At 68.9% G+C, this 13,556-nt stretch carries 13 protein-coding genes; 12 read left to right on the top strand and 1 reads right to left on the bottom strand.

Annotated elements, in window-relative coordinates; all coding sequences use genetic code 11:
- Nucleotides 1-81: 81 nt before the first annotated feature.
- The 9 genes from ACFZB3_RS25450 (at nucleotide 82) to ACFZB3_RS25410 (ending at nucleotide 8,622) form a co-directional block, all read left to right on the top strand.
- On the top strand, nucleotides 82-1,197 hold the full coding sequence (locus ACFZB3_RS25450; protein WP_391378780.1) for an enolase C-terminal domain-like protein: 1,116 nt from the start codon (nucleotides 82-84) through the stop codon (nucleotides 1,195-1,197).
- A 144-nt stretch (nucleotides 1,198-1,341) separates the two neighbouring features.
- Nucleotides 1,342-2,706: an extracellular solute-binding protein gene (locus tag ACFZB3_RS25445; protein WP_391378778.1), complete on the top strand. Its 1,365-nt coding sequence runs from the start codon at nucleotides 1,342-1,344 to the stop codon at nucleotides 2,704-2,706.
- A 12-nt stretch (nucleotides 2,707-2,718) separates the two neighbouring features.
- Nucleotides 2,719-3,636 carry an ABC transporter permease subunit gene (locus ACFZB3_RS25440; RefSeq protein WP_391378776.1) on the top strand — a complete coding sequence of 306 codons (918 nt, stop codon included), beginning with the start codon at nucleotides 2,719-2,721 and terminating at the stop codon, nucleotides 3,634-3,636.
- A gap of 80 nt (nucleotides 3,637-3,716) precedes the next feature.
- Nucleotides 3,717-4,601 (top strand): ABC transporter permease subunit, encoded by an 885-nt coding sequence (locus ACFZB3_RS25435; protein ID WP_391378894.1) that lies wholly within the window; start codon nucleotides 3,717-3,719, stop codon nucleotides 4,599-4,601.
- A 4-nt stretch (nucleotides 4,602-4,605) separates the two neighbouring features.
- Complete coding sequence (locus ACFZB3_RS25430) at nucleotides 4,606-4,938, top strand: L-rhamnose mutarotase (RefSeq protein ID WP_391378774.1); 333 nt, start codon at nucleotides 4,606-4,608, stop codon at nucleotides 4,936-4,938.
- A 91-nt stretch (nucleotides 4,939-5,029) separates the two neighbouring features.
- Complete coding sequence (locus tag ACFZB3_RS25425; RefSeq protein ID WP_391378772.1) at nucleotides 5,030-5,905, top strand: fumarylacetoacetate hydrolase family protein; 876 nt, start codon at nucleotides 5,030-5,032, stop codon at nucleotides 5,903-5,905.
- The gene (locus tag ACFZB3_RS25420; RefSeq protein ID WP_391378770.1) at nucleotides 5,902-6,657 is read left to right on the top strand and encodes an SDR family oxidoreductase; all 756 of its coding nucleotides are present in this window, start codon (nucleotides 5,902-5,904) and stop codon (nucleotides 6,655-6,657) included. The genes ACFZB3_RS25425 and ACFZB3_RS25420 overlap by 4 nt, the downstream gene beginning before the upstream one ends.
- Nucleotides 6,658-6,781: 124 nt before the next feature.
- Entirely contained in the window at nucleotides 6,782-7,780 is a 999-nt protein-coding gene (locus tag ACFZB3_RS25415) for an aldo/keto reductase (RefSeq protein ID WP_391378767.1), read from the top strand.
- Complete coding sequence (locus ACFZB3_RS25410) at nucleotides 7,777-8,622, top strand: amidohydrolase family protein (RefSeq protein WP_391378765.1); 846 nt, start codon at nucleotides 7,777-7,779, stop codon at nucleotides 8,620-8,622. The genes ACFZB3_RS25415 and ACFZB3_RS25410 overlap by 4 nt, the downstream gene beginning before the upstream one ends.
- Before the next feature lie 128 nt (nucleotides 8,623-8,750).
- Here ACFZB3_RS25410 and ACFZB3_RS25405 read toward each other — a convergent pair whose 3' ends face one another.
- Nucleotides 8,751-9,221 carry a MarR family transcriptional regulator gene (locus ACFZB3_RS25405; protein WP_391378763.1) on the bottom strand — a complete coding sequence of 157 codons (471 nt, stop codon included), beginning with the start codon at nucleotides 9,219-9,221 and terminating at the stop codon, nucleotides 8,751-8,753.
- Between the two features lie 104 nt (nucleotides 9,222-9,325).
- Here ACFZB3_RS25405 and ACFZB3_RS25400 point away from each other — a divergent pair, with 104 nt between their 5' ends.
- The 3 genes from ACFZB3_RS25400 to ACFZB3_RS25390 all read left to right on the top strand — a co-directional run bounded on the left by ACFZB3_RS25400 (nucleotide 9,326) and on the right by ACFZB3_RS25390 (nucleotide 13,509).
- Nucleotides 9,326-10,846, top strand: coding sequence for an MFS transporter (locus tag ACFZB3_RS25400; protein ID WP_391378761.1), 1,521 nt, complete (start codon nucleotides 9,326-9,328; stop codon nucleotides 10,844-10,846).
- A 65-nt stretch (nucleotides 10,847-10,911) separates the two neighbouring features.
- Nucleotides 10,912-12,513: an aldehyde dehydrogenase family protein gene (locus ACFZB3_RS25395; protein ID WP_391378759.1), complete on the top strand. Its 1,602-nt coding sequence runs from the start codon at nucleotides 10,912-10,914 to the stop codon at nucleotides 12,511-12,513.
- A 132-nt stretch (nucleotides 12,514-12,645) separates the two neighbouring features.
- Nucleotides 12,646-13,509, top strand: coding sequence for an SDR family NAD(P)-dependent oxidoreductase (locus ACFZB3_RS25390; RefSeq protein WP_391378757.1), 864 nt, complete (start codon nucleotides 12,646-12,648; stop codon nucleotides 13,507-13,509).
- Nucleotides 13,510-13,556 lie beyond the last annotated feature (47 nt).

Below are 13,556 nucleotides of genomic sequence, written 5' to 3'. Positions count from 1 at the left end.
GAAGCCTTGACAGCATTCGTATGACGACTTACGTTACACGAAAATTTCGCAGCAGCAGCTGCCGTCGCAAGGGGCAACACCGTGCGCATTGCCGATGTGGAGAGCTATCCGGTCCGGGTTCCAGGAGCCAGTCCGCCGTTCGTCTGGCGTGACGGTCTGCTGGGCAGCCCGCCGGACGGTGAGGCCGCGGTGCTGCGCATCGTCACGGACGAGGGCGACGAGGGGGTGGCCATGGCACCCCGCCGAGGCAGCGCGGTCATCCTGGCGGACCTGCTGGACCGCTTCCTGCGCAAGGAACTCGTGGGCCAGGACCCGCTGCAGAGGGAATGGCTCTGGCACCGCATGTGGGAACTGGACCGCACCGAGGAACTGCCCCTCTACCTGCTCGGCCTCGTCGACATCGCGCTGTGGGATCTGGCCGGCAGACTTTCCGACCGGCCGACCTGGCAGGTGCTGGGCGGTTTCCGCACCGCGATACCCGCCTACGCCTCCACCGTCACCTACTCCTCGGTGGAGGAGTACCTGGACATCGCCGACCAGGCCCTGGAGCTCGGGTACCCCGCCATCAAGCTCCACGCCTGGGGCGACGCACGCCGGGACGCCCGGCTGTCGACAGCCCTCCGGGAACACGTGGGGGATGCCGTCCCCCTGATGTTCGACGCGTCCGCCGGATTCGACCTCCCCGACGCGATCCACCTCGGGCACGCCCTGTTCGACGCCGGTTACCTCTGGTACGAGGAGCCGATCCGGGAGTTCAGCATCACCGCGTACAAGCGCCTCGCCGACGCGGTGGCAGTGCCCCTCCTGGTCGCCGAGACCTCCGACGGGGCCCACATGAACTCCGCCGACTTCATCCAGGCCGGCGCCGCCACCTTCGGCGTCCGCGCCTCCACCCAGCTGCGCGGCGGCTTCACCGGCGCCATGCGCACCGCCCACCTCGCCGACGCCTACCGGCTGCGCGCCGAGGTGCACGGACCGGAGATCCCCAACCGGCACCTGTGCATGGCCATCTCGAACACCACCTACTACGAGTCCCTGGTCATGGGCAATCCCATCAGCCGCGAGAGCGGCATCGACGCCAACGGACTCGTCCACGCCCCCACCGGGCCGGGCGTGGCCCTGCCCGCCGGCCTGGACTACCCTCCGATCCTTCAGCGGTTTGTCGACAAGGGGACTTTTACACCGCCGAAGGCCTGACCGACCACGAATCCCCCGCTCCCGATTCCGCCGTACCCCTTCCCTCCACGCCTTCGGTACGACATCCCTCCACGCCTCCCCTATCCGGCGCCTCCGCCGACATCCCGTGGACATCTCCACTGACACGCAGACATGAGGTCAGTCATGAACAGCGACGTTCCCGTCACCTCCCGCCGCCAGGTCAGACGCGCAGCCGGCGCGGCCCTGGGCGCCGTCTCTCTGCTCGCGCTCGCCGCGTGCGGGAACGCCGACCCCGCTCCCGCGGCGAGTTCCTCCCCCGCGGCCTTCAAGCCCGCCACCCAGCAGGCCGGCAGTGAGATCACCGTCTGGGCTGACGCCGCCCGGGTCCCCGGCGTGCAGGCCTACCAGAAGGCGCACCCGGACGTGAAGATGAAGATCGTCACGTACAGCGGGGACGCGAACGGCGCCAACGATCTACAGACGAAGGTGCAGCTGTTCGACCGCACCGGGAGCGGCTGGCCCGACGTCGCCTTCAGCGCCAACGTCAACGACGGCAGCTGGGCCGCCCAGGGCAAGACCCCCTACGCGGCGCCCGTCGACAAGGGGCTGATCCCCGAGTCCACGCTGAGCGGCTTCGCCGACGGCTCGCTGAACCCCTGCACCTTCGACGGCGGAACCTACTGCCTGCGCAACGACCTGGCCCAGAACGTGCTCTGGTACAACAAGTCCCTCATGGACAAGTTCGGGTACTCCGTCCCGACCACCTGGGAGCAGTACCAGGCCCTCGGTGCGAAGGTCGCCAAGGAGCACCCCGGCTACCTGGTCGGAACCGCCGGGGACGCATGGACGCCCGAGGTGTACTTCTGGGCCAGCCAGTGCCCCGCCAGCACCACGACCGGTGCCAAGAAGGTCGCCGTGAGCCTGCAGGACCCCAAGTGCACCCGGATGGCGAAGCTGCTCGACGGCCTGATCGCCAAGGGCTCGGTCTCCAAGGACACCGTCTTCAGCGCCGGCTTCATCAAGAACAAGGCGAGCAAGGTGCTCATGCTCCCCGGCCCCTCCTGGTACGGGCAGGTGCTGTTCAACTCCACCTTCAAGATCCCCAAGAACCGGATCGCCGCTGCCGCACCGTTGAAGTTCGAAGGCGACGCCAAGAACTACACGGGCAACGTCGGCGGTGGCCTGTGGTTCGTCTCCTCCCACAGCAAGAACCTCAAGGCGGCTTCCGACCTGGTCAGCTGGATGACGACCTCCGACGACTACCAGGCCACCGCAGGCACCTATCCCGCGTACAAGCCGGCCGCCGACGCCTGGCTCGTCAACCAGCGGAAGACCGGCTACTTCGCCAAGGACATCAGCCCCGTCTTCCAGCAGGCCGCGGAGCTCATCTGGCCCGGCTGGTCCGCCACCCAGTACAGCCAGGAGGCGATCTACTCCTCCACCGTGATCCCGGCCCTGAACTCCGGCAAGACCCTCACCGACACCCTGGGCACCTGGCAGACGGCCATCACGGACAAGGCCAAGTCCCTCGGATACACCGTCAACTAGCGAAGCGGACCGATGACCACCCACCTCGCGAACGAGCGCGGCGGCCGCCGAAGCGGCCGCTCCGCCCGGAACCCGGCAGGACGCGCCGGCTACGTCTTCGTCTCCGGCTACGTCCTGCTCCTGCTCGCTTTCGGCGTCCTGCCCACCGGTTACGCGGTGTGGCTGGCGCTGTCCAACTCCCGCAACCAGCTTGTCGGGATCGGCAACTTCACCCGCACGTTCGCCGACTACCGCTTCGCACCGGCCTTCCTGCACATCGGGCTGTACCTGCTGGTCTGGCTGGGCAGTCTGATGTTCCTGGTGGTGCTGCTCTCGCTGATGCTGCACGGCCGTATGCGCAGAGCCTCCTCCACCCTGCGGTTCCTGTTCTATCTGCCGGGTGCCCTCGCCGGGGTGGCGAGCGTGCTGCTCTGGCTGATCCTGCTCGACCCGGCGGCCAGCCCTGTCGGCTGGCTGCTGAAGGACTTCGGCTGGAACACGCTCGCCCAGGTGAACGCGCCCGGCCACCTGCCGGTGCTCTTCACCGTGATCGCCTTCTGGACCGGGGCCGGGGGCTGGATCGTGGTCATGTACGGCGCGCTCAACAACATCCCGGACGAGGTCCTGGAGGCCGCCCGCATCGACGGAGCCGGCACCCTTCAGATCGCCCTGCGCATCCAGATCCCCATGGTCACCAAGTGGATCGCGTACATGCTGATCCTGGCCTTCGCCGCCGGTACCCAGCTCTTCGTCGAACCTCAGCTGGTCTCCGTGGCCAGCTGGGGCATGATCCCCGACAGCTGGTCGCCCAATCAGCTGTCCTACCAGTACGCGTTCCAGGCGGGCGACTTCAACGGCGCGGCGGCGCTCTCCGTCGACCTCCTCATCCTGGGCCTCGCCTGTGCGGCGCTCGTCGTCTTCCGTACCGGCCTGTTCGACAGGGACGAATGATGACCACAGCTCCCACGACCACCGTCCGCCGCACCCAGCCGCCCCACACCGCCGGCGCCCGTACCAGCCCGAGGAAACCCATGCGCCGGATCCGCCGCCCCAGCTCGTTGGCCGCCCGGCTGGCCTGGCTCGTCGTCATGGGCCCGTTTCTGCTCTTCTTCTGCGTGCCGGTGGTGTGGCTCCTGCTGGCCCCGACCAAGACCGACAGCCAGATCGTGCGGGACAACCCGTTCTCCTTCGGGTCCCTCGGTTCGATCGCCGACGCCTGGCACCACCTCTACGCCTTCCAGGACGGTGCCATCCTCACCTGGCTGCAGAACTCTGCGGTCTACACGTTCGGTGCGCTCGTCGTCACCCTGATGACGTCGATCCCCGCCGGGTACGCGCTGGCCCTCACCCGGTTCATCGGGCGACGGACGCTGCTCACGATCACCATGCTCGTGATGCTCATGCCGACGGCCGCGATGGTGCTGCCCCTCTACCTGGAGATCAACGCCGTACACCTGGACGGCACGATCTGGTCGGTCATCCTGCCCTTCTCCTTCTTCCCGTTCGGGGTGTACCTCACCTACATCTACTTCTCCTCCAACGTCCCCGCCGACCTGCTGGCCGCCGCGCGGATCGACGGCTGCTCGGAGTGGCAGGTCTTCCGTCTCGTCGCGATGCCGCTGGCCAAGCCGGTGATCGCCCTGGTCGGCTTCTTCAACTTCGTCGGCAACTGGAACAACTTCTTCCTGCCGTTCGTGATGCTGCCCGACAGCTCCAAGTACCCGGCCCAGGTAGGGCTGAACAACCTGCTCGCCGCCTCGCCGCTGTTCAACACCTCCAGCGGCACGGGAAACCAGATCCTGCGACCCGAACTGGCCCTGGCCACCCTCATCACCATCGTGCCGGTCCTGGTCGTCTTCCTCTTCTCCCAACGAGCCCTGGTGTCCGGCATGCTCGCCGGCGCGACCAAGGAGTGACGGCATGGCAGCGCCCCGCCGCATCGGCTCCGTCATCCGATTGCGCCCGGACAGGGCCGAGGAATACCTGGCACTGCACCGTGCCGTCCCGGCCCCCGTGCTCGCGGCACTGCGCCGAGCACACATCACGAACTACTCGATCTTCCTCCGGGACGACACCCTGTTCGCGTACTACGAGTACACGGGCGAGGACTACGCCTCGGACATGGCCGCCATCGCCGCGGACCCGGACACCCAGCGGTGGTGGACTCTCACCGACCCCTGCCAACTCCCCCTGGCCAGCACTGCGGAAGGCGAACGCTGGGCCGAGGCGGAAGAGGTCTTCCATCTTGACTGAGCGGCACGGCAGCGACCCGGGCCACCGCGTGGCCCAACCCGACGACCGGCCGGAGCCGGCTGGTGCGATCCCTGAAAGGGACAACTTCCCCATGAAGCTGATGAGGTACGGAGACGTCGGACACGAGGTCCCGGCCGTCCTGACAGCCGACGCCGACGGCGGGGAGCGGGTACTCGACCTCTCTCCGGTGACCCGCGACATCGACCGGGGCTTCTGGGAGGCCGGTGGTCTGCGTCTGGTACGCCACGCGATTGACCGGGGCCTCCCGGAACTGCCGGTGTCCGGTGTGCGCGTCGGGGCGCCGGTGGCCCGCCCGGGAAAGGTGGTGTGCATCGGGCTGAACTACCGCGACCACGCCGAGGAGACGGGCGCCGCCGTCCCCGCACGCCCGGTGGTGTTCATGAAGGATCCCGGTACGGTGGTCGGTCCCTACGACACGGTGCCGATTCCCCGCGGTTCGACGAAGACCGACTGGGAGGTCGAACTGGCGGTCGTCATCGGCCGACGCACCCGCTACCTGGTCTCACCGGACACGGCGCTGGAGTACGTGGCCGGCTACGCGATCAGCAACGACGTGTCCGAGCGGGAGTTCCAGCTGGAGTACTCGTCGCAGTGGGACCTGGGCAAGTCCTGCGAGGGCTTCAATCCCCTGGGACCGGTCCTGGTCCCGGCGGACGACGTACCGGACCCGCAGTCCCTGGGCCTGCGCCTGCGTGTGGACGGGGTACAGCGACAGAACGGCCACACCAAGCAGATGGTCTTCGACGTGGCCCACGTGATCTGGTACCTGAGCCAGTACATGGTCCTGGAGCCCGGCGACGTGATCAACACCGGGACACCCGCGGGCGTCGCTCTGGGGCTGCCCGATGCCCCGTATCTGCGACCGGGCCAGGTAGTCGAGTTGGAGATCGACGGCCTGGGCAGCCAGCGCCAGACCTTCACCGCGGCAAGGGAGGCGACGGCATGAGCGAGCTGAAGGGCCTGCGGGCCGTCGTCACCGGCGGCGCTTCGGGTATCGGCGCCGCCACCGCTCGTCTCCTCGCCGACCGCGGGGCCGAGGTCTGCGTCCTGGACCTCGACCCCGGGGGAATCACCGAGCCGATGCACGGCTGCCGGGCCGACGTCGGCGACGACGACTCCGTCCGCGGTGCGATCCAGGCGGCCGCCACCGCCATGGGCGGCCTGGACATCCTGGTCAACAACGCCGGCCGGGGAGCCGTCGGCACCGTGGAGGACAACCCCGACGCGCTGTGGCACGCGGTCCTGGACGTCAACGTCCTGGGCATCGTCCGTACCACCCGGGCCGCCCTGCCACATCTGCGCGCCTCCGGCCACGCCGCCGTCGTCAACGTGTGCTCCATCGCCGCCACGGCAGGACTGCCCCAGCGCGCCCTGTACTCGGCAAGCAAGGGGGCCGTGCTCTCCCTCACTCTGGCCATGGCCGCCGACCACGTCCGCGAAGGCATCCGTGTCAACTGCGTCAACCCCGGCACAGTGGACACCCCTTGGGTCTCCCGTCTGCTCGACGCGGCAGACGACCCCGCAGCCGAACGCACCGCCCTCAACGCCCGTCAACCCCACGGCAGGCTCGTCTCCCCCGAGGAGGTCGCGGCCGCCATCGTCTATCTCGCCGGCCCGCTCGCGGGCTCCACCACCGGCACGGCCCTGGCCGTCGACGGCGGGATGGCGGGCCTGCGGCTGCGCCCCGTCGCAAGCTGACGCCCCCCCCCGCGCCAACCTGCCCGACCCCGACCAGGGCGAGCACCGTCCGAGCGTACGAGGCCGAAGACTCGCCCCCCGTCGGCCCGGTCGGGCCCCACCCAAGAGAGGCAACCCCCCACTCATGCGCACGACGACGCTAGGACGCGGCACCGTGAGCGTCACAGAGCTGGCCTTCGGAGCGGCGGCGATCGGCAACCTGATCACCGCGGTCGGCGACAAGGAGGCCGCGGCGGCGGTCGAGGCGGCCTGGGACAGCGGCATTCGCACCTTCGACACCGCACCGCACTACGGTCTCGGCCTCTCGGAACGCCGTCTCGGCGAGGTGCTGCGCGCCAAGCCCCGCGCGGAGTTCACCCTCTCCACCAAGGTCGGACGGCTGTTGCGGCACACCTCACCGGCGGGCGACGACATCGCCAACGGATTCGCCGTCCCCGCCACGCACCGCCGCGTCTGGGACTTCAGCGCCCGCGGTGTGCGCGCCAGTCTGGAGGAGAGCCTCACCCGCCTCGGCCTGGACCGCGTCGACATCGTCTACCTCCACGACCCCGACGACCACGAGGACGAGGCGTTCGGCAGCGCCTATCCGGAGCTGGAGCGGATGCGCGCCGAGGGCATCGTCGGAGCGATCGGCGCCGGCATGAACCAGACCCGCATGCTGGAGCGCTTCGTTCGCGACACCGACGTGGACGTGGTGCTCCTGGCCGGCCGCTACAGCCTGCTCGACCAGACAGGCCTGAGCACGGTGCTCCCCCAGGCAGCCGGCCGGGGTGTCTCCGTCATCGTCGGCGGCGTCTTCAACTCCGGACTCCTCGCCGACCCGCGCCCGGAGGCGACCTTCGACTACCGGCCTCCCGACCCGGCCGTCCTCGATCGTGCCCTCGCCCTCAAAGCGGTCTGTGAGCAGCACGGCACCCCGCTGCGAGCGGCTGCCCTGCAGTTTCCGCTCGGCCATCCCGCCATCGCCGGCGTCCTGGTCGGCGCCCGCACCGCGGAGGAGGCCGAGGACGCGGCCCGCATGATCCAGCACCCCGTCCCCGCGGAGCTCTGGAACACCCTGCGCCTGAGCGGGCTCCTCCCCTGGGACGCCCCGCTGCCCACGGACTCGGGAGCGGCGACATGACGCAGATCGTCGACGCCCACCACCACCTCTGGGACCTGGCCGTCCGTGACCAGGGCTGGACCAGGGCGGAGGCCCTGCGACCGCTCCGCCGCTCGTTCCTGCTCTCCGACTTCCAGCCGCAGGCCCGCGCCGCAGGTGTGACCAGGACCGTGGTGGTGCAGACCGTCACCGTCGCCGAGGAGACCCCCGAACTCCTGACCCTGTGCGCGGGCAGCGACCTCGTCGCGGGCGTCGTCGGCTGGACGGACCTGACCGCTGTCGACGTCGCAGACCGACTCCATGCGCTCAAAGAGGGTCACGGCGGCTCACATCTCGTCGGCATCCGGCACCAGGTCCAGTCCGAGCCCGATCCCGACTGGCTCCTGCGCCCTGACGTGCAGCACGGGCTGAGGACGATCCAGGATGCGGGCCTGGTGTACGACCTGGTCATCACCCCGTGGCAGCTGCCCGCGGCGATCCGGGCCGCCGCCGCGCTTCCGGGCCTCGTCTTCGTCCTCGACCACCTGGCCAAGCCGCCCGTAGCCACCGGCCAGGTCGACCCCTGGGCCCGGCACCTGCGGGAACTGGCCCAGTTGCCCAATGTCGTCGCCAAGCTCTCGGGACTGGTCACGGAGGCCGACTGGAGCAGATGGACGCCCCACGACCTGCAACCGTTCATGGACATCGCCCTGGAGGCCTTCGGCGTCGACCGGTTGATGTTCGGCTCCGACTGGCCGGTCTGCACGCTCGCCGCCGAGTACGACGTCGTCGTCTCCGGTGCCCGGGCCCTCACCAGCGGCCTCTCCGCCGATGAGCGCACCGCTCTCTTCGCCGCGACGGCCACGCGCGTCTACCGAATCTGAACCAGCCCGTCACGGACGACTCGACACGCTCTTCAACATGTCAGCTCCGGTCCGGCCTCCAGCCCCTTGCCGCCGAGCCGGACGCGGCAGTCGCGCACCGTCTCGTGTGCGTGGCCGCGGCGACGACATCAGCTGTCAAGGACCCGCCTGATGTGGTCGTCCGCGGCCGACTCGAACGACCGGATCTTCGTGAGCAGCTCTCTGAGCTGGTGCTGCTCCTCCGCGGAGAGTTTGAAGATCGGCGACCTCTCGAACAGTTGCTCAAGTATCTCGTGGTACAGCGCGTCACCCCGCTCGGTGAGCCGCAGGACGCGCCGGCGGCCGTCCGTGGGGTGGGGCAGGCGTTGGACCAGGCCCATCGAGACCAGCCGGTCGGCCAGCAGGGAGACGTTCGACGGGTCGTAGTTCAGCTTGGCCGCCAGTTCGCGCATCGACATGTCCGTGCTCGGCTGGAGGACCCACAGCATCGTGATCATGGGTTCGGTGAGCTCGGTCTGCCTGAGCGTCAGTTCCGTCTGCCGCCGGACCAGATCCGAGGCGGAGACCACCAACCGCAGCAGGCTCACTCGCTCGGCCTCCTGGTCAGCTTCCGATCGCATCGCGGGGTCCTCCCGTCCGCACCCAAACAATTTATTGACTTCATTGAATCACTCATGCTTATGTTGGACAACTCATTGAGGAACTCATTGATTGGATCCCTGAGATGGATGGGCATGCCGAGACGGCGCCGACCGGCGCCACCGTAGGAAAGGCCGCGTCGTCCGCGGCCAGCACGCAGTCCGTACCCGACCGGCGTCGCTGGTGGGTCCTGGCGGTGATGTCCCTGGCGCAGCTGATCATCGCGCTGGACGTCACGGTGGTGAACGTCGCGCTGCCCGAGGCCCAGCGGGCGCTGGGCTTCTCCGACTCCTCGCGCCAGTGGGCCATCACCGCCTACGCGCTGACGTTCGGCAGCCTCCTGCTGATCGGCGGCCGCATCGCCGACACGCTCGGGCGGCGCCGGACCCTGCTGGTCGGCCTCGCCGTGTTCGGGATCGGGTCCGCGCTCGGCGGGGCGGCCGGCAACTTCGGCGTGCTGGCCGCGGCCCGCGCAGTGCAGGGCGTGGGCGGCGCACTGCTGGCACCGGCGGCCCTGGGCACCGTCCAGGCGACCTTCACCCGCGCGACCGAGCGCGCACGCGCCTTCAGCGTCTTCGGAACGGTCGCAGGACTGGGAGCCGCCGTGGGCCTGCTCGTCGGCGGCCTGCTGACCGAACACCTGAACTGGCGCTGGACGATGTACGTCAACCTCGTACTGTCGGTGGTCGCGGTCGCGGGCACCCTGCTGACCGTCAGGCCCGACCGGCCCGCGTCACGGGCGCGGATCGACGTGCTGGGCACGCTGATGGTCACCAGTGGCCTGTTCGCGCTCGTGTTCGGTTTCAGTCGTGCCGAGGTCGTCGGCTGGTCGGGCACCGCCACGTGGTCGAGCCTCTCCGCGAGCGCAGTCCTGCTGGCCGCGTTCATCGCCTGGCAGGCACGGGCGAGTGCACCTCTGATGCCGCTGCGGATCTTCGCCGACCGCAACCGTGCCGCCTCGCTGCTCGCACTGCTGCTGGTGAACACGGGAGTGTTCTCAGCGTTCCTGTTCCTCACCTACTACTTGCAGGTCACGCTCCACTACACCCCCGTCCAGACCGGGCTGGCCTTCCTGCCGCTGATCGGCGGCACTCTCGCCGGCTCCGTCCTCGCGCTGAGCGTGTTCCCGCGCTTCATCGGCCCCCGTGTCAGCATCCCGGCCGGCATGCTGCTGGCCGCTGGGAACCTGCTGTGGCTCACCCGGCTGGATGCCGACAGCAGCTATGCGCAGAACATCCTGCCTGCACTGGTGCTGCTCGGCGTCGGCGTCGGCATGATCTTCCCGACAGCCACCAACCTGGGAACCAGCGGCGTACAGGAGAGCGACCACGGCGTCGCCGGAGCGCTGGTGAACACCACGCAGCAGGTCGGCGGCTCGATCGGCATCGCGCTGCTGAGCACGCTCAGCGCCTCTGCCGCCGGCAACTACATCGCCTCGCACGGCACCGGCGCCGCGGCACTCCAGAACGCGGCCCTGCACGGCTACTCGGTGGCCTACGCCGTCGCGGCCGGCATCTTCGCCGGCGGCGCGCTGCTGAGCGCACTTCTCTTCCGCAACGGAATCCCCGAGGAGATCCGCAGCGGTGAGGCCCCGGTCGTCCTCTGACCTGCCGAGCAGCACAGAACTTCCCCAGCACCAGAACTTCCCACACCTGACAAGGAGAAGCAGTCATGCACGCCACCGAGGCTCTTCAGACCCTCAAGCCCGATGCCTGGGCCGCCATGCCGTTGGAGAAGCGGCTGAAGCTGCTCGACCGGATCCAGCGCAACATGGCCCAGTACGCCGATCAACTCGCCGAGGCCGACGGCACGATGAAGGACGGCCTGGTCGAACAGCACGTGTTCTCCGTGGGCCTGAACCTGAACTCCACCGTCGGTCTGATCGGCGGAACCATCGCCGCCACCGTCGATCTGTACCAGTCGATCCTGCGCGGCAAGCCCCTTGCCGCCCAGCAGATCACCGCGTTCGGCGACGGGACCTACGACGTCGAGGTCTACCCTCAGACCCGCAAGGACGGGATGACGGCCGGCCGGCAGCGCGGGCACCTTCGGGTCAAGGGCGAACCCCGTCAGGTGGACCCCCGCGAGGGGGCTCCCGGAGTCATCGCCGTGCTGGGAGCCGGGAACTACAGCGCGTCCACCGAGACGGTCAAGGCGCTGTTCTGGGACAACAAGGCGGTGATCCACAAGCCCCACCCGCTCAACGCCGCCAGTGACGCCGTCTGGCAGAAGGTGTTCGCACCACTGGTCGAGATCGGGGCACTGGCCTACTGCGACGCCGACCAGGGCAGCCAGCTCACGCAGCTGCCCGGGCTCACCGCGATCTACTTCACCGGCAGTGCGGCATCGGCCCAGGCGATCATGGCGGCCACCGACACCCCCGTCGTCGCCGAGTGCGGCGGCAACAACCCGTGCATCGTCGTGCCGGGCGACCGGCCGTGGACCGACAAGGAGATCGTCCACCAGGCCCAGCAGTACGTGTCCCTCGCGAAGATCAACGGAGGAGCCGTGTGCGGGCGCGCCCAGACCCTGGTCACCTCCAAGCACTGGCCTCAGCGCGAGCAGTTCCTCGACGCCATACGCAGGGCGTTCGTCGAGGAGACCCCCGCGATCAGCAGCTACTACCCCGGCAGCGGCGCCGCCAAGGAGCGTTTCGCCGCCCAGTATCCGGATGCCGAGGTACTGGTTCCCGAGCACGGCAGACAGGCGGCAAGCGACGGGCTGTTGATCGTCGGAGCCGAACCGGACGGCTTCGCCGCGGCGAACGAGGCCTTCTGCCAGGTCATCGCCGAAATCGCGCTCGACGCGCCCGCGGACGCGGAGGAGTTCCTCGCTCAGGCGGTCACGTACTGCAACAACCGGCTGCTCGGTTCGCTCGCGTGCATGATCGTCATCGACGAGGACACGAAGAAGAGCCACCAGGGCGCGCTGGACACCGCGATCAACGACCTCCGGTACGGAGCCATCGCCGTCAACACGATCCCGGCGCTGCTCTTCACCAACCCCTACCTGATCTGGGGTGGCGCCGACCGCGACGGCGAAGTCGTCTCGGGCCACGGCAACTTCGGAAACCTGCTCGGCTACGCGAACGTGCAGAAGGCGGTCCTCTACGACCAGTTCGTGTCGATGACCCACTTCCTCTACACCAAGAAGGCGCCGTTCGACCGGCTCATGGCCGCGAACGCCCGCTACACGATCCGCCCGACCTGGTTCAACCTGACCAGGATGATCGGGTCCGCCACCCGAGCGAACATGGCTCGGAAGGACTTCTGACGGCGGCCCGACGCCTCACGCCACAGCCACTGCCGCTTGCGGCGCAGCCGGTGACCGTTCCCGCCTGCGCCCGTACATCGCGACAGCACCTCGACCATCCACACCAGCCCGACAAACCCACGGAGAACACTCATGTCCAAGACATGGATCATCACCGGCGCCGGTCGCGGATTCGGCCGCGAGTTCGCCCTCGCCGCCCTCAACCGCGGCGACCGCGTCGCCGCCACGGCGCGCGACACCGCCGCGCTGGACGACCTCGTCAAGCAGTTCGGCGACGCGATCGTGCCGCTCCAGCTCGACGTGACCGACCGCGAACAGGCGTTCAGCGTGGTCCAGGAGGCCCACAGCCGTCTCGGCCGCATCGACATCGTCGTCAACAACGCCGGATACGGTCTGTTCGGTGCCGTCGAGGAGATCAGTGTCGCGCAGCTGCGTGACCAGCTCGAGGTCAACCTCTTCGGCGTACTGAACGTCACCCAGGCGGTCCTGCCCGTCCTGCGCGAACAGGGGTCCGGACACATCGTCCAGATCTCCACCTTCGGTGGCGTCGCGGCCTTCCCCCTGCTCGGCGGGTACCACGCGTCCAAGTGGGCGCTGGAGGGTCTGACCGAATCCCTGGCTCAGGAAGTCGCCGGCCAGGGCATCAACGTGACACTCGTCGAGCCCGGTGGATTCGCCACCGACTGGGCGGGCAACAGCGCCGTCTGGGCCGAGACACTGTCCGCGTACGACCCCCTGCGTGCCGAGATGGCAGAACAGCGCGACAGCCTTCCCGCCGGCATGATCGGTGACCCGAAGGCCGCCGGACCCGCCCTGCTCAAGATCGTCGACGCCGAACAGCCGCCGCTGCGCGTCTTCTTCGGAACCTTCCCCACCCAGCTCGTGCCCGACCTCTACAAGTCCCGCCTCGACACCTGGGAGGCATGGAAGCACGTCTCGCTCGAAGCCAACGGCGACGGCGCGACGATCACCTCCGCACAGGTCGCCGGCCACTGACAAGCCCGCTGCCGCACGCAGCACCGGGCTACAAGAAGAACACGGAT

The organism is Streptomyces sp. NPDC008092, from assembly GCF_042957285.1.
Lineage (GTDB): Bacteria > Actinomycetota > Actinomycetes > Streptomycetales > Streptomycetaceae > Streptomyces.
The sequence above is the reverse complement of the archived record's forward strand: the minus strand, read 5'-3'. Positions and strand labels throughout refer to the sequence as shown.

What these genes read in the sequence shown, in the direction of transcription:
- ACFZB3_RS25445 (WP_391378778.1), top strand. Translation starts at nt 1,342, where the DNA reads ATGAACAGCGACGTTCCCGTCACCTCCCGCCGCCAGGTCAGACGCGCA.
- ACFZB3_RS25440 (WP_391378776.1), top strand. Translation starts at nt 2,719, where the DNA reads ATGACCACCCACCTCGCGAACGAGCGCGGCGGCCGCCGAAGCGGCCGC.
- ACFZB3_RS25435 (WP_391378894.1), top strand. Translation starts at nt 3,717, where the DNA reads ATGCGCCGGATCCGCCGCCCCAGCTCGTTGGCCGCCCGGCTGGCCTGG.
- ACFZB3_RS25430 (WP_391378774.1), top strand. Translation starts at nt 4,606, where the DNA reads ATGGCAGCGCCCCGCCGCATCGGCTCCGTCATCCGATTGCGCCCGGAC.
- ACFZB3_RS25425 (WP_391378772.1), top strand. Translation starts at nt 5,030, where the DNA reads ATGAAGCTGATGAGGTACGGAGACGTCGGACACGAGGTCCCGGCCGTC.
- ACFZB3_RS25420 (WP_391378770.1), top strand. Translation starts at nt 5,902, where the DNA reads ATGAGCGAGCTGAAGGGCCTGCGGGCCGTCGTCACCGGCGGCGCTTCG.
- ACFZB3_RS25415 (WP_391378767.1), top strand. Translation starts at nt 6,782, where the DNA reads ATGCGCACGACGACGCTAGGACGCGGCACCGTGAGCGTCACAGAGCTG.
- ACFZB3_RS25410 (WP_391378765.1), top strand. Translation starts at nt 7,777, where the DNA reads ATGACGCAGATCGTCGACGCCCACCACCACCTCTGGGACCTGGCCGTC.
- ACFZB3_RS25405 (WP_391378763.1), bottom strand. Translation starts at nt 9,221, where the DNA reads ATGCGATCGGAAGCTGACCAGGAGGCCGAGCGAGTGAGCCTGCTGCGG.
- ACFZB3_RS25400 (WP_391378761.1), top strand. Translation starts at nt 9,326, where the DNA reads ATGGATGGGCATGCCGAGACGGCGCCGACCGGCGCCACCGTAGGAAAG.
- ACFZB3_RS25395 (WP_391378759.1), top strand. Translation starts at nt 10,912, where the DNA reads ATGCACGCCACCGAGGCTCTTCAGACCCTCAAGCCCGATGCCTGGGCC.
- ACFZB3_RS25390 (WP_391378757.1), top strand. Translation starts at nt 12,646, where the DNA reads ATGTCCAAGACATGGATCATCACCGGCGCCGGTCGCGGATTCGGCCGC.